At 66.9% G+C, this 18,077-nt stretch carries 18 protein-coding genes; 6 read left to right on the top strand and 12 right to left on the bottom strand.

Features of this window, described 5'->3' with window-relative positions; translation table 11 throughout:
* Positions 1-401: 401 nt before the first annotated feature.
* The 6 genes from ABN034_RS12815 to ABN034_RS12790 all read right to left on the bottom strand — a co-directional run bounded on the left by ABN034_RS12815 (position 402) and on the right by ABN034_RS12790 (position 5,707).
* Positions 402-680 (bottom strand): SDR family oxidoreductase, encoded by a 279-nt coding sequence (locus tag ABN034_RS12815; RefSeq protein ID WP_349691232.1) that lies wholly within the window; start codon positions 678-680, stop codon positions 402-404.
* Between the two features lie 372 nt (positions 681-1,052).
* Positions 1,053-1,847 carry a glycoside hydrolase family 97 catalytic domain-containing protein gene (locus ABN034_RS34390; protein ID WP_502879033.1) on the bottom strand — a complete coding sequence of 265 codons (795 nt, stop codon included), beginning with the start codon at positions 1,845-1,847 and terminating at the stop codon, positions 1,053-1,055.
* Complete coding sequence (locus ABN034_RS12805) at positions 1,766-2,479, bottom strand: glycoside hydrolase family 97 N-terminal domain-containing protein (RefSeq protein WP_502879032.1); 714 nt, start codon at positions 2,477-2,479, stop codon at positions 1,766-1,768. The genes ABN034_RS34390 and ABN034_RS12805 overlap by 82 nt, the downstream gene beginning before the upstream one ends.
* Positions 2,480-2,561: 82 nt before the next feature.
* A complete protein-coding gene (locus ABN034_RS12800) occupies positions 2,562-2,945 on the bottom strand; it encodes a hypothetical protein (protein WP_349691231.1) in 384 nt (127 codons plus the stop codon).
* Entirely contained in the window at positions 2,942-4,444 is a 1,503-nt protein-coding gene (locus ABN034_RS12795) for a polysaccharide lyase 6 family protein (protein ID WP_349691230.1), read from the bottom strand. Before ABN034_RS12795 ends, ABN034_RS12800 begins: the two co-directional genes overlap by 4 nt.
* A gap of 24 nt (positions 4,445-4,468) precedes the next feature.
* Positions 4,469-5,707, bottom strand: coding sequence for an alginate lyase family protein (locus ABN034_RS12790; protein WP_349691229.1), 1,239 nt, complete (start codon positions 5,705-5,707; stop codon positions 4,469-4,471).
* 311 nt (positions 5,708-6,018) lie between these two features.
* On the opposite strand from ABN034_RS12790, the gene ABN034_RS12785 reads away from it, so the two are divergent.
* Positions 6,019-6,402, top strand: coding sequence for a substrate-binding domain-containing protein (locus ABN034_RS12785; protein WP_349691499.1), 384 nt, complete (start codon positions 6,019-6,021; stop codon positions 6,400-6,402).
* A gap of 257 nt (positions 6,403-6,659) precedes the next feature.
* On the opposite strand, the gene ABN034_RS12780 is transcribed toward ABN034_RS12785, so the two are convergent.
* The 3 genes from ABN034_RS12780 to ABN034_RS12775 form a co-directional block, all read right to left on the bottom strand.
* Positions 6,660-8,012 (bottom strand): alkaline phosphatase PhoX, encoded by a 1,353-nt coding sequence (locus ABN034_RS12780; protein ID WP_349691228.1) that lies wholly within the window; start codon positions 8,010-8,012, stop codon positions 6,660-6,662.
* 225 nt (positions 8,013-8,237) lie between these two features.
* Positions 8,238-8,324 (bottom strand): hypothetical protein, encoded by an 87-nt coding sequence (locus ABN034_RS34385; protein ID WP_502879042.1) that lies wholly within the window; start codon positions 8,322-8,324, stop codon positions 8,238-8,240.
* Positions 8,325-8,335: 11 nt separating this feature from the next.
* Positions 8,336-8,482, bottom strand: coding sequence for a hypothetical protein (locus ABN034_RS12775; protein ID WP_349691227.1), 147 nt, complete (start codon positions 8,480-8,482; stop codon positions 8,336-8,338).
* 344 nt (positions 8,483-8,826) lie between these two features.
* Here ABN034_RS12775 and ABN034_RS12770 point away from each other — a divergent pair, with 344 nt between their 5' ends.
* The 4 genes from ABN034_RS12770 (at position 8,827) to ABN034_RS12755 (ending at position 15,930) form a co-directional block, all read left to right on the top strand.
* Positions 8,827-10,056 carry a phosphodiester glycosidase family protein gene (locus tag ABN034_RS12770; RefSeq protein WP_349691226.1) on the top strand — a complete coding sequence of 410 codons (1,230 nt, stop codon included), beginning with the start codon at positions 8,827-8,829 and terminating at the stop codon, positions 10,054-10,056.
* A gap of 805 nt (positions 10,057-10,861) precedes the next feature.
* Positions 10,862-11,818, top strand: coding sequence for an ABC transporter ATP-binding protein (locus ABN034_RS12765; protein ID WP_349691225.1), 957 nt, complete (start codon positions 10,862-10,864; stop codon positions 11,816-11,818).
* Complete coding sequence (locus tag ABN034_RS12760) at positions 11,818-13,173, top strand: ABC-2 transporter permease family protein (protein WP_349691224.1); 1,356 nt, start codon at positions 11,818-11,820, stop codon at positions 13,171-13,173. The genes ABN034_RS12765 and ABN034_RS12760 overlap by 1 nt, the downstream gene beginning before the upstream one ends.
* A 3-nt stretch (positions 13,174-13,176) precedes the next feature.
* Positions 13,177-15,930, top strand: coding sequence for a bifunctional YncE family protein/alkaline phosphatase family protein (locus ABN034_RS12755; protein ID WP_349691223.1), 2,754 nt, complete (start codon positions 13,177-13,179; stop codon positions 15,928-15,930).
* A gap of 224 nt (positions 15,931-16,154) precedes the next feature.
* Here the strand turns inward: ABN034_RS12755 and ABN034_RS12750 are convergent, their stop codons facing one another.
* Complete coding sequence (locus ABN034_RS12750) at positions 16,155-16,487, bottom strand: hypothetical protein (RefSeq protein ID WP_349691222.1); 333 nt, start codon at positions 16,485-16,487, stop codon at positions 16,155-16,157.
* 134 nt (positions 16,488-16,621) lie between these two features.
* Between ABN034_RS12750 and ABN034_RS12745 the strand changes: the two genes are divergently transcribed.
* Complete coding sequence (locus ABN034_RS12745; RefSeq protein ID WP_349691221.1) at positions 16,622-17,011, top strand: metallophosphoesterase family protein; 390 nt, start codon at positions 16,622-16,624, stop codon at positions 17,009-17,011.
* Between the two features lie 134 nt (positions 17,012-17,145).
* On the opposite strand, the gene ABN034_RS12740 is transcribed toward ABN034_RS12745, so the two are convergent.
* The gene (locus ABN034_RS12740; protein WP_349691220.1) at positions 17,146-17,346 is read right to left on the bottom strand and encodes a hypothetical protein; all 201 of its coding nucleotides are present in this window, start codon (positions 17,344-17,346) and stop codon (positions 17,146-17,148) included.
* A gap of 106 nt (positions 17,347-17,452) precedes the next feature.
* Positions 17,453-17,713 carry a hypothetical protein gene (locus tag ABN034_RS12735; RefSeq protein WP_349691219.1) on the bottom strand — a complete coding sequence of 87 codons (261 nt, stop codon included), beginning with the start codon at positions 17,711-17,713 and terminating at the stop codon, positions 17,453-17,455.
* Between the last annotated feature and the right edge of the window lie 364 nt (positions 17,714-18,077).

Genomic DNA, 18,077 nt, shown 5'->3' with positions numbered 1-18,077 from the left:
CGTGGTGTGAGCAGGTCTTGGTCGAGGACGTTCGTGGCGGCGACTTGCGGAGGGCGTCGAGGGAGTTGGTGGGCGCTGTCAATGGGGTGGCGTCCTGGGAGCGGTCGGGCTTCCAGGTCATGGTTGGGTCTCCTCGGTGAGAGACACAGAGGGCGGGAAGGGCGCTTGGCTTGTCAGCCCGAGTGCATCTATCCCGGATCGCCGCGCCCGGATTTGTCGTTTGCCGTCGGCTCAACGCGCACAGCATGAGATTGTGCGAGGACCGCGTCCACACGATTCGACTCAGTCCGAATCGAACGATCTTCCAACTCGATCGGCACGCGATTGTCCGCAGGCAGGCTGTGAGCCTGCGTGTGTGCCGTCCCGACATCGGCGCAGTCCGACCAGCCGATCTGGGCGCCCTATAACGCTCCGGCTCCGGCGCCGATGTTCTGCCCGGTGATCCACCGTGCGGCGTCACTGGCCAGGAACACTGCGACGTCGGCGACGTCGGCGGGGTTTGCGATGCGGTGGAACGGCGACATCATCGCGATGGTGTCCCGATACTGGTCCTGCATCATGTCGGTGTCGGTCGGGCCGGGTGAGATCGCGTTGACGGTGATGTTGCGTCCGCCGAGTTCGCTCGCCGAGTTGGGGTCAGGTGGCACACAAGCGTCCAGGATGTGTTGCGCCGACGACATCACCATCGAAGCCTTCGAAGGCGAACAGGTCGAGATCAATTACATGAGGGTCGCTGACCTGTCGATCACGTGGAACACGGCCGACCCTGGACAGCCGGTGACATCGCCTGCAGAGGCGGTTTCCAGCTTGTCTGGCGCAACGACGCTGTGGGGGAGCTGGTTGCGTTGCACGGACAGGTGTTCCAGGCGGTGGCCTGCTCGAATGGTCCGGTGCGATCTCGCCAACGGGGCCGTGGGCGTCGGCTTGACGCTGACCAGCGGCCAATTGGCGATCTACAACGCGCTCGACGAGGACGGCTTGGAGTTCGGCCGACCGGACGTCAGGTGGCGAGATCACGCCGTCATGGCGAAGCGCTTTCGCCGACGTGCGCATCAATAGCAGGTGGTTTCCCCCGTCAAGCACACAACCGCGGCGAATCCGCCGTCTGCCGCCACGTCCACGGTGAAGGTCGAGCCGGCATCTACGACCTGCTGCTCCCGCACTAGGCCTGCTTCGCCGTCCCGGATGACATCGACGTGCCAGCGGCCGGGCGGGAGGTCCAGAGGTACTGCCAGCGTCCGGCCCGGACCCGACACACCGGCACCGAGAAACCACCGGGCACCGCTGCGCCGCGCCATCACGACATGGTCGCCGGGGCGGCCCGACAGCAGGCGGGTGTCGTTCCACACGGTCGGCACCTCCTCGAGGAAGCGCACCGCGTCCGGGCGGGCGTCGTACGCCTCCGGTGAGCCGGCGAGGTTCTGGACGCCGGACTCGAACAGCACTGACAGGGCCAGCTCGTGCGCATCCGAGGTCGGTCGGCTGTCCCGCTGAAAGGCCATGGGCGTGTAGTCCATGGAGCCGACCGTGTTCCTGGTGAACGGCAGGGCGGTGAGGTGGCTGGTCGTGAGGTTGCTGGACTTCTCCGCGCCGTGGACGCCTTCCATCGTCATCAGGTGCGGCCATGTGCGGTGCCATCCCTTGGGAATGGTCGAGCCGTGGAAGTTCACCAGCAGGCGGTACTTCGCAAGGTCGGCCAGCGTCTCGTCATACCACCGCAGCCGTTCCTGCGACTCGGAGTCCATGAAGTCGAGCTTGACGCCCTTCACTCCCCACTCGTGCAGGATCGAGAACCGCTCCTCCCGCTCGGCGTCGGTGTCGAAGTCGGAGAATCGCAGCCAGACCATGATGTCGACCCCCGTGCGTGGGCGTATGACACGAGATCGGGCATCCAGCTCCACTCCGGTGTCTGGTCCGTCCACGCCCGCTCGCCGGTCATCGGGTCGTCATACCATCCGGCGTCGACCACGACGTACGGCCAACCGCGGGCGCTCGCGTAGTCGACGAAGCCCTGCTGACGTCCGAGGCTCTGCTGCGCCGACCGGCCGCCGGCGAGCCAGGTCCACATGGCCTGGCCGGGCCGGATCCACGAGGTGTCGGCCAGCCTGGACCGGGGCGCGAGGTCGTCGACCAGTGTCGACTCCGTCACCGTGGCGAGGTCACCCACGACCATGACGCGCCACGGCGTCGTCGAGGCGTCGGCGATGCGTGGATCCCAGAACGTCACGTCGACGCGGTAGGTCGAGGTGCCCTCGTCGTGGAGCAATCGCGGACCCGAGTACGTGCCGTCCAATGCCGACTCGGCCACCAGGAGGTAGGTGCCGTCCACCTCGAACAGCGCCGGTACCTGGAAGTCCGCCGCCGGGGCGGTAACCGCGGGGTATTCGATGAACGGGTTCTCGTAGTCCCGGCGGTGCCGAGCCAGCCAGGCCGAGGCGTCCGGTCGCGCGAGAGTGTAGGCAGAGGACTCGCCGAGCACCGCACCGTAGTCCCCGTGCAGGGCATACCGCTACGCCACGCCATCCGGCGCGACCCGGACGATGATGTCGAGCCGGCTGTCGTCAACTCCCCGCGAACGTGAGGCGGGCCTCCGTCATCACTGCTACCCGCTCCACGCGCTTGCCGACCGTGGTTGTGTATCGCTCCTCCACCACCCGGTCGGTACGCCAGAGGAATCGCAGTCCGGTCGACAGGTCGGACTGCTCGGTGACGATGCCGACGGGGCTCGGCGCGAGGACGTCTCGGCCGCCGCGGGTGAGGGCCAGCGTCACCGTGCCGGTCTCCGCGTCGTGTCGGAGGACCGCCACTGGTCCTGTCTTGGCTGCCCCTGCCGGCGTGTCCGGCGGTGTGACCATCCAGGTGGACTCCTGCGCGTGGGCTGACGGCGCGGCCGCCAGCAGGCTGGTGAGGGCCGCTCCGGCCAGGAGCATCGCGACCCCTCTCATGAAGTCGCTCCCTGATGTGGCGCCGCGTACGGACCGACGTCGGCGCTGGTCAACGGCCGCCGCAGCGGCCCGGGCGTGGTCGTGTACTCGTCGGCGCCGACGTCCTTGATTCCGCTGCGGGCGCGCAGGTCGAGGTCGAGGGTCACGGTGGGATACGAGCCGACGGCTGCGTTTACCGCGGGGCTGTCGGGACCGATCCGGAAGATGCCGTGTCTGTCCTCGACAAGTCGGGGGTCGACCTCCAGGCCGCCGGTCCCCGGGATGTCGCCGGGCGGTGCACCGTGGAGGATATTCCCCTCCCACAGGAAGCCCTCGTCGCCCTGCGGCATCGTGACCAGCTGAGGGCCGCTTCCGACGACGATGTTGTTGGCGACGACGGAGTCCCGTGGCCCCAGCGGCCGCTGCGACTCGCCGGTGATGCTGACGGCGTTGCCCACGAGCGTGTTGAAGGCCATGAGTACCCGGTCTACCTGTTCGTTCCCGGTGCTGTCGGTGTCCTCCTCGATGTTGCCGCTGCCGATGACGAGACCGCTGCCGGTGCTGTGCGCGACGAGGTTGTTGACGATGACGTGGTCCTTGCCGTAGAAGCGGATGCCGGAGCGGCCGCCGAGCATGAGGTTGCCCTCGACCCGGTTGCGGTGGCCATGTCTCAGCACAATCGACCCGTCGCTGTCGACGATCGTGTTGTACTGGATCACGTTGTCGCGGGACTTCACCGACACCGCCTCAGGATCACCGTCGGCCTTCTCGAAGAGGTTGAACTCCACGACGGCGAACGCCGAATAGCTCTGCTTGTGGCTGAGACCGAGCCGGATCGGCTCACCCCCGTTCGAGCCGTCGAACTGGTGGTTGAGGAAGTAGTTGTGGTGGATCCACGTGCGTTGGGCGATACCGTCGCTCGGACCGGAGATCGACACCCAGACACCGAGATTGAATCGATTGGTGAACGTGTTGTAGTCGACCTCGCAGTCGTTCCCGTCGATGTTCAGCCAGTGGTTGCCGGCGTCTGCGGGCAGCTCAATGTGGTTGCGGCTGAACCGGATGTGGTGGGAGTTCGACGGCGCCCGCAACGTCGAGGCGTGGGTGAGCCGGAACCCTTCCAACACGACGTACGACGAGTTGTCGACGGCGAAGCCGGACGGCCCGGTGATCTCTGCTCGACCCACCTCCTGCGCGGCAACGGTGATCGGTGCGCCGAGCTCTCCTGCCTTGCCGACGATCCCCAGCGGGGCCTCCGTCGTGTAGCGCCCATTGACGAGCTCGATCCGGTCGCCCGGGCGAGCGTCATCGATCGCAGTCTGCAGGGCCCCCAGTGAGCGGACCCGGATGGTACGCCGTGCGTCGCCGGTGGCGACGCCTACGACTCCGCCAGTGGGGCCCGCCGGAGTGACCGAACTCTGGTCGACCGCCGCGGCGGCCGTGTTCCCCGTACCAAGCTGGGCCAGTGCCGCGGCGCCGCCGGCGCCGACGGCCGCCCGCAGGAAGGTCCTGCGCTGCATCGGTGGCTCCTTACTCTGAAGGGATCAGGGGTTGTCGGCGTGGGTGAGGGTTTCCCAGGCCAGGAAGTAGTTGGCGCCGGTCGGCCGGATGCCCGACGTCAGGAGCAGGCGCTCGGTCCGCTTCAGGTCGGCGCCGACGCGGTTGTGGTAATGGTTGAACGCCACCTCCAGCGTCGGGCCGAGCGTGCGTTGCTTGGTGCCGCCGCACAGCCAATCCGGCGGCTCCTCACCCAGGTCGTACTTCGCGTGGAACTCGAGTGCCTTGGTGACCCGCTCGCCGACCTCGCCGTAGAGGTCGAGGCCCTGCAACCGAGCGGTCTCAGCGACGTGGGAGGTCGCGTCGATGCCCCAACCGACGTAGCCGAAGTTGCGGCATGTCTCCTGCGACAGCCCGTCGACGAAGGTCGTCTGCCCATGCCAGTACGCAATCAGCTCTTCAGGAGTGTCCTTTGTGCCGTCCGGAGGTGGCTGTGGCAGCGGGCCGTCGGATTTGAGATAGAAGTAGGCGGGAACCCGCCGCTTCCAGATGTCGATCGCGGCGTCGAAGGCATCGCGGTCGTTGAGGAAGACAGAGATGCCCACCGCGGCGTCCATCATGATGAGTTCCCAGTTGCCGTTGTGGTTCGGGCGCCGATCGATCAGTACCTGTGGCAGATGCACGTCACGGAGCATCGCCTCGAACCGCTGAACCCGGCTCGCAGTCCAACCGTCGTAGGTATGCTTCATCAGCTCGCCTGCCCGCGCGAACGACGCACCCGACCAGCCCGCCTGCAGCGGCGCGTTGCTGTTCGTGTGCCCGATCAACGTCGCCGACCACGCGTCGAGGATCTCCACTGCCTTCAGTGCGTGGACTTCCTCACCGGTCAGGTTCCACAACAGCGCGTGCGTGTACGCGGCCAGGGCGTCGTTGCGTTCGTCGGTGCAACCGTGATTGGGGTTGGAGTTTGAGCCGCACTCCACGATCGCCCAGGGCCTCGGCTCCCATGCGAGGGAAGCGAGGTCGCTTGTCCGCAGCGCTTCGTACGCGGTCGTCCACGGCTCGGCACCTTCCGCGATCCGCGCCCGCACGAACGCCAGCTGACCGGTGCTGACGAGAACGCCCGGATGGACGAACGTCGTCGAAGGTGCCACCTGACCCTCGACCGTGGCGAGCGATGCGGGTGCTGTCGCACTGGAGGCAGACACAGTCGAGGCGGTACCCGTCAGGGTCGCAGCGAGAACACCAAGCGCCAGCAGCATTGACGTCAGACTGGTTCTCGTCATCTGGCTCTCCTGATCACATTCGGGCTGCGGGGGACGATGGAAGCCGCCGTCGGACCGGGGCGTGACGTTCGTATCTCGCGGCGTCGCGTGTGTTGAGCACCGGCGACAGGTTGGAGCGAGCGATACGTTCCGGCACCGGACGCTCTCGTTGCAGCGGACGTACCAGTCCTCAACCTGCCAAGCCACCTTGACCTGTCCGAGCTGCACCATCAATGGTTGAGTGACCACACCGTCGTCACGGATTCGCACACTGTCAAGAACATGGGGCAACTCAGGCCAGATTCGTCTTGATAATCGAGCAGTAGAGTTCGATACCGAACGCGTGGCTGCACAATGGTGCGGACGCCCCCACCGTTCTCGAGGAACTTCAGTCCGCCCAGGTGACGGCGACGCTCGTACACAGCGACCAGACCGCACTGGCCCTGGTGCACCACGCGAGGCGACGGGGTTGGCGCATCCCGGAGGACTTGTCTGTCATCGCCTATGACAACGCCATCGCCGAGATGGCGGACCCGCCACTGACAGCGGTTTCGCCGCCAAAGGACTGGGTAGGTCAGGCCGCAGCGATGCTGCTCCTCGAACTCGCGACCTCTGACCCACGAGCTCCCGTTCGGCATCTGGTCGCCGACCCCGACCTGGTGGCACGCAGCTCGACCGCCATGCCCCGCCTCGGCGCACTGCCGAGCCAGCGTTAATGTCCGAAGCAGGACCGACGACAGCCACTGGAAGAAGCCGAGCCCGGCTGAGTCGGCCGAGCGGCAGGGGGAGATCGACAAGCTCGGCCGCAGCAGGCCCGACAGATGGCTAGCGCCACGGATCCCGAGCGACGGCTAGCGATGCTAGTACCCGTGGTTGAGATCGATTGACCGTTCCTCTTGGTGAGGACCTGGCCGCTCTTACGCCCACGGAAGCGAAGAGGAGGTTTTGCGGGTTGATCAAGGCGGGTCGATGGTCACTTCCAGGGGCCGGTGATCGCGAAGGTGTAGCCGTCACCTTGGATGCAGGCGAATAGTACCTCGCCGTCCTCGGTGAAGACCGGGCCGGCGAACTCGCTGTCGCTGACGTCGTTGCGGGCCAGTGGGAACGCTATCCCGGCGGTCGTGACGCCGACGAGGTGCTGGATGCCCTCGCCGTCCTCGGCCAGGATCAGCCCACCGTTGGGGTCGAGCGCGATGTTGTCCGGGCCGTCGTAGTGGGTGTCGGCATCTGGGTCGGGATTGACGCCGAAGATGGACTTGAGGGTGACTGTCTGGTTTCCCGGGTTGTAGAACCACACCTGGCCGTCGTGTTCGTTTGTGCTGCCGTCGCTGGCGCGGGCGAAGCTGGCGACGAAGTAGGCGCCGCCGTCGCCCCAATAGGCGCCCTCGAGCTTGCGGCTGCCGGTCACCTCGCCGGGTGCGAATTGCTGACGGACCGAGGTGGTCGTGGCGAGCGGGTCTGGCACGTCGACCCAGGTGACGTTGTAGGTGGTGCCGACCCGGGTGGCCTCGGACAGGTTTGCGATCTTGCGGGTGCCCTTGGTGCACAGCATTGCCTGCAGGCTGCCTGCGGTGTCGCCGCCCTCGGACAGGGCGAGCGCGCGGAGTGCGCCCTTGCCGGGCTTGAAGCCGGCCGGAGGGGTCCAGCGGTAGTAGAGGCCGTGCGGGCCGTTGGCGTCCTCGGTGAGGTAGATCGTCCCCTTGGGGTCGACGGCGACGGCCTCGTGAGCGTAGCGGCCGAGGAACTTCAGCGGCACCGGGTCCAGGTTGGCAGCGCGGTCGAACGCGTCAACCTCGAAGGTCCAGCCGTGGTCCTGCTGGAACACACCGCCCTTGCGCTGCTCGGTCTCCTCGCAGGTGAGCCAGGTGCTCCATGGGGTGCGGCCGCCGGCGCAGTTGTTGTGCGTGCCGGCGATGCTGACGTACTCCGAGATGCGGTTGCCCTGCTTGTCCATGACGATCGTCGTTGTGCCGCCGCGTGCGCCGGGATCGAAGGCGAGGCCCTCGAGCGCGGGCACGCCGTAGGTCTCGCTGCCGCCGATCTCGTGGTTCTGCACCATGACCCAACCCTCGCGGCCTTCGAACACCGCGGCACCGTCGGGGTCGCTCGGCGACGGCTCACCGCTGTCCAGCAGAGTCTCGCCGGCCTTGGCGACCACCTTGTACGAGAAACCGTGTGGCAGCGACAGGACGCCCGCCGGGTCAGGCACAAGCGCGCCGTAGCCAGCGGCGCGGCGGGTCAGCGCCATCGCCTCGGGGGCGGCGATGGCGTCGATGCTTCCCGCGACCACGATGCCGAGACCACCAAGCGCCCCGGCGCGCAGCATGCCGCGACGCGAAACAGATGAGACCACGAGAACCTCCGGTGTTGTTTCAGGGCAACTCTTCTATTCAAATGACCGAGGCCGTCAGCCAACCGTCGGCCCCCCAACGCGTCGGTAAACCAGGGGTGAACCCCCGGTACGGCAGGCCGTACCGCGGTTCGGGTGCAACCCCGCTCCAGCACAGCACACCGGCCCTGCCCAGCATGGCCGCCTGCCGATGCCCGCTGACTATCGGCGTTCCGCGCGGGCTGGCATGAGGTAGCGCCCGTTCTTCGGGAACAGCGAAGTCCCCCACTCGGTGTCCCCGATCCGCACCTCGACGCGGATCAGAGCAACAGCGATTCCCGCAGCACCCGTCCCTCGGACTGTGCGGGCGGGTCGATCCCGAGGATCGCCGACATCGTCGCGGCCAGGTCGACGTGGCGTGGGTTCTGCCCAGGCTCAAGGCTGTCCCATAGCTGGTTGATTTCCACCTCACCTCCGCGAACGCGGAGGTCCGGCGATCAGTGTAAACGCAGTGGTCTTCGAGTCGTGGGACGGCAACCTTTACACGTCTGTCGAGAGGGATTAGCAGTCGTCACCGTCTCGGAGGCGTTTCAACCTTTCCTGATCGTTTCGCGCGTCGCCTCCTCACGGCTGGGCTGGACGAACGGCTCCGCCATGAACGCCTTGTGCGAGTGCGTCATCAATGCTTCATCGAGACGTCAGCTCGTTCGTGATAGGTCGTTCCCCATGGCCTGCAGGGTTGGCGGGCATGACTTTCACGCCGCAGCTTTCCCGTCTGTTACGTCGTTCCCCGGCTGTCGTGGTAGGCATCATGACAGCAGTGACATTGGGTCTGGTCCCCGTCGGTGCGGCCGGCGCCGATGTCGACCAGCTCCCGTTGGGTGACGCCGACCTGGTCGAGACGCGTTCCGGCCGGACGTTGACCGAGGGCGTCACGTTGACCCGCATCGTCCGCGGTAACCATCCGGCGCCGGTCGACCAGATCAATACCACTACCCGTGGCCCGTGGGTGGTGAAGGTTCTCACCATCGATCCCAGTAGGGCGGAAGGACACGTCGCGGCCACCTACGGTCCGGACCTCGCCCCGGTGGAGAGGACCACTGAGCTGGTCCGATTCGCTGGTGCCCTGGCCGGTGTCAACGCTTCCTTCTTCACCTTCACATCGAACCCGCAGTTCCCTGGTGACCCCGTGGGGCTGGGCCTGTTCGACGGGACGTTGCTCAGTGAACCCACCGGCGCGGCAGACGAGGTCGACCTGGTCGTGGACGCCATCAGCGGTCGGGTCCTCATGGGTCCACTGACCTGGTCCGGCAGTGTGCGGAACCGCCAGACTGGGGCCACACTGCCGCTGGAGTTCCTCAACCACCCGCCAGTGGTGCCGACCGCCTGCACCACACTCGTCGACCAGACCACCTGCGACCAGCCCGGGGACGTCGTTCTCTTCCACCCGGAGTTCGGTGACTCCACGCCGCCGGGACATGGCGTCGAGGTCATCCTCGACCGCCGTGGCTGCGTGGTGAGGACCTCGGCCACGCGGGGGACGGCACTCGCGGCCGACCAGACGTCCCTTCAGGCGACCGGGCACGACGCGGTGGCGCTGTTGGATCTGACCGAACGCGGCTGCCTCACCAGGTCCGTGACTTTGACCGACCAGGACGGCGACGAGGTGGCCCTTCGACCGGGCCTGTTCGGGGTGAACGGCCGCTACCGGCTGACGGCGGACGGTCAGATCGTGGTGCCGGACGGTTCGGGCAGCTTCTTCGCCCGGAACCCCCGGACGATCGCCGGGACGACGTCGGACCACAAGATCGTCCTCGCCACGATCGACGGCCGACGCACTACCAGCGTCGGGACCACGATGGACGAGACGGCGGCGGTAGCCGACGCGCTCGGCATGCATGACGCAGTCAACCTCGACGGCGGCGGCTCCACCGCCATGGCAGTGGACGGCGCGCTGGTCAACCAGCCCAGCGGTAGCCAGGAGCGGGAAGTCGGTGACGCACTCGTCTACATCGACGACCGGTTCGCCGCACAACAGTAGAGCGCGGGTCTTCGCCGGAACGACGTCCACGGCATCGCCGCACACAACTAGCCCGCCGGACCGGCCAGTTCGAACCGGCCGGTCCGGGGATGCGTCTGGATGACCTACAAGGCCGAGCCCGGTACCGCGTACGAGAGTTAAGAGCGCTACGGCTCGAGCTCGACCGGGTGGAGGGCGGGCCCGTCGACGTCGTGCAGCCGGACGGTCATCGTCCCGGTCGTAGCCGTCGGTGGCTACCTCACCGAAGAACTGGTTTCCGGAGGCGGGTTGCCGACGTCGGCCGACGGAGCCAGCTTCTGGAACACCGCCTGCGGGCCGAACGTCGCGTCGAGACCGTTGGCCTGCAGCGGGACGGCGGCGTTGACGGGCCCTGAACGAACTCCTGATGTGGTGCCGGAAGGTCGCTGGGCAGGACTGGTTCCGTCCGCTGGACGGGGCGGAGCCGACGCGGTGTTCGTCGTGGCCGAGGCTGAAGCGTTGCTGCCATTGCCGCGGAAGCGTTCGTGCTGGCTACGTGGTCGATCGTCATGGTCGGTCCGAACATCGATGTCAAGGCCGGTAAGGCGCTGTAGTCGGTGCCGTCGTGGCACATTGGCCCGCGGGTCGACACTGCGGCACGTGCCGAGGCCGATGAATCTCCCGCATGACAAGGCGTTTCGACTGATTGTGTTGACCGTGTGTGGCCAGGTGGTCGCGTCGGTTGGGTGACGTTTGCCGGGCGTTCGTTTGCTGGTTCTGTCGAGGCAATCCAAGATCTCTAAGCTTCCTCCTTGCTGCTTACAACTTGGAGGGGACCGACATGGTCATGGCCCCTGCGGTTCGGGCACGGGGGGTCACGAAGTCTTTCGGTGAGGTGGTCGCACTCGACGGTGTCGACCTGGATGTCGCGAGTGGGCAGGTCCATGGTCTGGTCGGCCCGAACGGTGCCGGTAAGACGACGCTGCTCGGTTTGCTGTTGGGGCTTGCGGTTGCAGACAGGGGTCGGTTGGAGATTCTTGGTGCGCCGGTGGGGCGGACGCTTGCTGTTCCCGACGGTGTTGCGGGTTTCGTGGATGGGCCGGGGTTGTATCCGTCGCTGACGGCGCGGCAGAACCTGTCGGCTCTGGCGTTGTTGCGCGGGTTAGACGCTGGGCGCACGGGTGGCGTGGATGGGGCGTTGGAGCAGGTGGGCCTCACCGACGTTGCTGATGACCGGGTTCGGGGTTTTTCGTTGGGGATGCGGCAGCGGCTGGGGCTAGCTGCGGCGCTGCTCACCAAGCCGCAGCTGCTCGTGCTCGACGAGCCGGCCAACGGTTTGGACCCTGCCGGCAAGCATCACGTGCACCGGGTGCTCACGGAGCTGGCCGCGGTCGGGACTGCGGTGGTGCTGTCCAGTCACCACATGGACGAGCTGGCGGTGCTGTGTTCGGAGGTCACGATTCTCGCCGTCGGGCGGGTCGTGTTCTCCGGTCCGGTGAGCAAGCTCGCCGCCGAGGGCGGCGAGCTGGACTACCGGGTGGTCACCTCCGACGCGGAGGCCGCGTTGAGGGTGGCGTCAGAGACGCCCAGTCTCTGCGTGTTGGTCGACCGTGGTCAGCGGCCCGATGCTGAGGCACTTGTCGTCCGCGGTCCGGTGCCGGCTCTCGACGAGTTGGTGGTTCGGTTGGTGCAGGCCGGGGTTGCGGTACGTGAACTGGGGCCTGTGGTGCCGCCGTTGGAGGCGGCGCTTTTGGCCTTGACCGGTACCGAGACGGTGCCCGAGCAGACCGCGGAGGTCGTGTGATGACGGCGACTGTCGCGCCTCCCCGAGCCGCTGCCGGGCCGGCACCGGTGCTGCACGGCTACCGGTTCGAGCTGGTCAAGCTGGTCTCTCAGTGGCGGATCCGCGTCCTGCTCGGGGCGTGCTGGATCGCCCCCGCGTTGTTTGTGGCCGCAGTGAGCCTGCAGAGTTCGCTGCCCGCCGACACGGTCTTCGGTCGTTTGATGCATGCGACCGGCTGGGCGGGATCGCTGGTGGTGCTGGGCTTCTCGTGCCTGTGGGCGCTCCCGCTGCTGACGGCGTTGGTTGCCGGCGACGCCTTTGCGGTGGAGGACCGGCTCGGTACCTGGCGGCACCTTCTGGTAGCGGTCCGCTCGCCGAGGCGGATCTTCGTGACGAAGGCCCTGGCAAGCGTCACCGTGCTTCTGCTGCTGGTGGCCGGGCTTGCCGTGTCGAGCATCGCTGGTGGCATGGCCGTGGTCGGCAACCGACCACTCGTCGGACTGGATGGCCATCTCCTGGCACCGGCGGACGCGGCCGCCACAGCTCTGCTCGCCTGGGCGTGTGTGCTGGCGCCGACGCTGGCGTTCGCCGCGGTGGGGCTGCTCGGCTCCGTCGCGCTGGGACGCTCGCCGATGGGGCTGCTGATGCCCGCGCTTCTTGCCTTTGTGCTGCAGGTGGCGCAGCTGCTCCCACTGCCGGTGGCGGTGCGGGTGGCCCTGCCGAGTCACGCATTCCTTGCCTGGCGCGGGTTGTTCACCAGCCCGGCACAGACGGGCCCGGTGCTCATCGGCCTCGCGGTCAGCCTGGTGTGGGCGGTGACGGCTACCGCGTTGGCGTACTGGTTGTTCCTGCGCCGGGACTTCACCGACGTGACCTACGACGGATCGGGCCGCCGAGTCCTGGTGGCCGGAGTGGTCCCACTGGTTGGTCTGGTCGTCCTCACGGCCGTGGTGGTCGCCGCTGTGACGCCGGCCGGAGGGTCGGGGATCGAGCGGGCCAAGCTGCAGGACTCGTTGGCCACGGCGTACGCCCACCTCTACCGGCTGCAGTCTCAGCAGCTCGGCCGGCCCGACGTCACTGAGGCTCAGCTGAGGGCGAGCGCGTCGTGTGACAAGGGTGGCAGCCGAGTCTTCGACGAGGGGCCGGGCAACGACTGGCGGTGCTTCGTCACCTGGCGGCTTCCCGACGTGGACGCCGCGGGTACCGCCATCTATCAGCTCGACGTCACCCCCGACGGGCGGTACGTCGCCGACGGCGACGGACCCAAGCAGGTGAACGGCTACTTCCAGGTGCGCACCCCGACCGGCGACGCACCTAACCCGCTGTGGCAGTTCGACGGCAACGTCGATCTGCTCGCCAGCACCAGGGAGGGGTAATTCATGCAGGTCGTACGCCAGCGCCAGTCCGTGGGGGAGTCCCGTGTCGGGCTCCTCGGTCGACGTATCAGGCGCCGGATCCGCATTCTGGCGGCCGGCACAGCAGCGCTTGCTCTTGCCGGCGGCGGCATCGCTGCCGCCTCGACCGAGTTCTTCGGCACCGATCAGGTCGGCCAGACCACCGACAACGGCCTGGTCGTGTCCAGTGACCAGTACATCGACCCGATCGGCGACCGCCTGGTCGTCAACAACGGCAAGATCATGTCGTCTGCGGTCAGCCCGGACGGCACCCACCTCGCGGCCTCGGTCACCGACGGCGGGATGGCGCTGGCCATCGTGGACCTGAAGAACTGGAAAGTGCAACAGCTCGTCGGCAACAACGCCGCTGCGGACCTGCGAATCAACAACAACAATGTGGGCCAGGAGGGCCCCACGTACTCACCCGACGGCTCGCAGCTCTGGCTGGGCCAGCCCGACGGCTACCGCAAGTTCACCGTGAACCCGGACGGCAGTCTCGCCAACCCGACATTCATCCCCATCCCCGCCGACGGGCCCAAGCGCGCGCTGGTCGCCGAGCCGGTGTTCTCCCCGGACGGCTCCACCGTGTTCTCGGCCGTGAACGGCCAGAACCGCGTGGTCGCCATCGACACCGCGACCGGGACCATCCAACAGAGCTGGGCTGTGGGCAACGCTCCACGTGACATGGTCCTGGTCGGGGGCAAGCTCTACGTCAGCAACGAGGGCGGGCGCCCCGCGAAGCCTGGCGACACCACGCTCAACTCGTACCACACCCAGGTGCCGGCAAGTCACGTGACCGGTGCCACCACCACCGGCACCCTCAGCGTCATCGACCTGGCCAACCCGACCGCGGACCCCGCGACCATCGACGTCGGCCTGCACCCGACTGCCCTGTACGCCAAGGACGGGGCGTTGTTCGTCACCAACACCAACAGCAACGACGTGTCGGTCATCGACACGTCCAGCGACAAGGTCGTCCAGACCATCGCCACCCAGCCGTGGCCGGAGGCATCGGTGGGGTATGCGCCCAACGCGGTGACGCTCACCGACGACGGTCACCTGCTGGTGACGCTCGGCCGCGCCAACGCTGTCGCCGTCTACCGGTACACCACCCCGCTGGAGCCGGTTAGTTACGTCGGCCTGCTCCCCACCGACTACTACCCTGCCGAGATCACCACCGTCGGCGACCAGGTGTTGGTCTCCACCACCCGCGGTATCGATGCCCGCCGGCCCAGGAGTGTGGGGCACAGCACGCACGACACGACGTCGAGCCTGCAGCGGTTCACCCTGCCGAACGACCAAGCGATCAAGGGCTACACGCCCAAGGTCTTCAAGCAGAACGGCTGGATTGCCAACTCAGTCGCGTTCAGCGCGGGCAAGGGCGATGTCGCACCGGTGCCGGTCCCACAGCGGATCGGTGACCCCTCGACCATCAAGCACGTCTTCCTGATCGTCAAGGAGAACCGCACCTACGACCAGGTGCTCGGTGACATGCCGGAGGGCAACGGTGACCCGTCGCTGGCCCAGTACGGCGAGAACGTGACGCCGAACCAGCACGCGTTGGCACGGCAGTTCGGGTTGTACGACAACGTCTACGCTACCGGCACGCAGTCCTCCGACGGCCACAACTGGCTGATGCAGGCCGATAACCCCGAATACACCGAGTCCTCGGCCGGTGAGTTCATCCGCAGCTACGACACCGAGGACGACGCTCTCGGCCACCAGCGGACCGGGTTCATCTGGACCGGTGCGCAGGCGGCGGGCAAGACTGTGCGCGACTTCGGCGAGTTCCACCAGTTCCTGACCAAGCCCGCCGGTGCGACCTGGCACAACCTGTACTGCGACACCAAGAACATGGCCGCGACCGGGCAAGACACCGCCTACCCGATGAAGTCGACCTCGCCGATCCCGTCCCTCAACGAGGTGTCGGTGCCCGGCTTCCCCAAATACGACGTCAACGTCCCAGACATCTACCGGTACGAGATCTGGAAGCGTGACTTCGACAAGAACGGGCCGGCGAACCTGAACATGTTCTGGCTGTCCAGCGACCACACCGGAGGCCCCCCGAACGGGGCCGCGCAAGTCGCCGACAACGATCTGGCGACCGGCAAGATCATCGACAAGATCTCGCACAGCCCGTACTGGAAGGAATCCGCGATCTTCGTGGTCGAGGACGACACCCAGGCCGGTCTCGACCACGTCGACGGCCATCGTGGCCCGGTTCAGATCATCAGCCCCTGGGCCAAGCGCGGGATCGTCGACAGCCACTACTACACGCAGATCACCATGATCCGCACCATCGAACAGATCCTCGGGATCCACCCGATGAACCAGAAGGACAGCGCCGCCAGTCCGATGCGGGCAGCGTTCACCGACAAGCCCGACTACACGCCGTTCAACGCCGTACCCAACCGCACGCCGCTCACCCTCGGTCTGGCCACCCCGCCACCCTGTGGCCTAGACAACCCCGCGCCGCAAAACCCCAACGCCGCAGCCGCGCCAACAGGGGAAGTGCCGACCGACAAGCAGGAGATCGCCGCGAAGTGGGAGGAATGGAAGTCCAAGCAACGACTCACCGGCCCCCTCGCCAAAGCCGACTTCGCCAACCCCGTCCAGTTGGACCACTTCTCCTGGTACGAAGCACACGACTGGGCCAGGCCCTACCCGGGTGAGACCAAGATCTACCCACCGAACCAGGTGCCCGGCGCCTACCTCCCACCGACCGACACCGACGGCTAACCTCGCCACCACCCACGACGGCCCGCCGGCATCCCGGCGGGCCGTCGGCCCATCACGAGACAGCACCTGTTATCCGCCGCTAGCGAATAACACGCGGACGGCGCCGATCCAAACTACTTGGCGCCCACCTTGCCCCGCTGAAGATGCACCGACCCCACTGTCGTGGTCCGTCCCCGGCCATCCGTTCACCTGCGGGCTGCATCGCGGCAGCTCCGCGGTGGTGGCTAGAGGCCACTGTCTTGGTGGACTGACCTTGGACATGCGCCGAAGCGGATGCGTCCGCGACGATGGTGCACCTGAATCGATCCGGAGAACCTGTGAGAGACCACCTGACCCGGCGTCGCTTCATTGCTGGCGCTGCTTTGTTGACCGGTGCCGGCTTGAGCACGCAAACCGCAGCATCTGTGTTTGCCGCCGTCGGTCTGCCCCGCATCACGCCGGATCGTGATCCGGGGCAGCCGGTCGCCGAGCGGCTTGAGGTGGCTGTGATCGGCGACTACGGCGGCTGTGGTGTGGGCCGTTGCGCCGATGAGGAGGCCGTCGCCGATCTGGTTCACTCGTGGCATCCGGATGTCATCCTGACCACGGGTGACAACAGCTACGAGCGGGGCTTGCCGAAGCCGGTTTCGGCAATGGGCTGTTGGATTTCCTCAACCCCAACGCCACCTGCAATACCAGCAGCGGCACGACGATGCCACCGATCTTCGACGCCTACCAGGCCAGCGTCCGGGCCAGCACCGCTGCATGGACGGTGTCAGGAGCCCACCAGCCCGCGTACTCCTCCGGCAAGGCCGGCAACAACCCCGACCGCGCCCGGATGCTGCAACCTGGTGTGGACTTGCTCCTGTCGGGCCACGACCACCACATGGAGCACGTCACCACCCGCGACGGATACAACATCGGCATCATGGGCGCCAGCGGCAACGGCCTCACCCCGATCTTCTCCCCGGTCTGGGCAGCCTGTTCCGCGACGACCAGCACTGGGCGCTCCCCGGTGGCTCCCGGCCGTAGGGGCGTAGGTCCCGGGCAGGCTGTGACCATCCGTAGACGCCGCACGCACATTGTTGACTGCCGGCGTTGACGCACCGGTCATAGGTCACCACCGGGCCGCGCCGCTGCCGTCTGGACAGCGGTCTATGTCGACACGCGACCGGACCGAGATTGCAACCAGTCTGTATGTGGTTGCGGGTAGGTGGCTCTCGGTCCGGTGCCTGGCTACGGCTTGAGGTCGTAGAGGGTGTCCAGCACCTTGTCGCGGTGTTCGGCGCTGTCGCACGCCGAGTAGATCTGCCACGCTGTGGCACATGCCTCTTCACTCCACAGCCGGCCGATGGCATTCGGCGACGTCTGGTTGCTGGGCCTGATGTTGGCCCACATGGCATGCCACAGGTCGGGGCGTTGGCCGGCGAAGAACAACAGGACGAGCTCGGCCAGCTCCTTGGCTGCCTCCGCGAGGACGAACTCGGCCAGCTCCTTCGCCGCCTGTGGCCGGTCTGGCGTGGGCGGGCGGTTGGCTTCTTGCTCATTGCGGTAACGCGTAACGCGTCACGCTCAACATCGCCCGCCCGAGCCTGTTGGTGAGATAGGCCGCGTCATCGTTGGCGATCTCGTCCTTCGAACGCTGATCTCCCGGACTCCTCACCTGCATCTGCGTCGCGGCGATGCCAGTCCAGTACGAGGCGATGACCGGTTCGTCCATCCTCGGGACGGGCAGCATGCAGAGGAGATCGACCAGCCGGTCAACGTCGCCCTGCACATCGTAGGTCGGTCGAAGTCCGGCCATGGCGGCGTTCCCTCCCTCCCAGTGGTTCCCGGCGCGCAAACCCGACGGGTTCAGTCGTCGATCGGTGTCTGCCGCGCCCATGGTCGCGACATTGCCATCAACCACGCCGCTGTTGACCTTTTGTCCGAGCCGATCACCGCTGTGCCTCAACCGCGTCGACCAACCGCGCCGTCGGCCGCCTTGGCCGACGCACAACGTGCCGTCGCCGATGAGATGCCTGCCCGATGGGTTACATGCAGGTTTAGGACGATGGCTGGGGGACCTTGCATTTGATCTTGGGGTTGACGCCGACGTAGTTCAATGGTCCTGCGATGACGGTGATCACCACGTTGCCGGCTTCGGCGCAGCTGGCCTCGGGGTTTTG

The sequence above is a fragment of the Actinopolymorpha sp. B11F2 genome (genome assembly GCF_040195635.1).
Classification (GTDB): Bacteria; Actinomycetota; Actinomycetes; order Propionibacteriales; family Actinopolymorphaceae; genus Thermasporomyces.
This window is presented reverse-complemented; position numbering and strand designations above follow the sequence as displayed.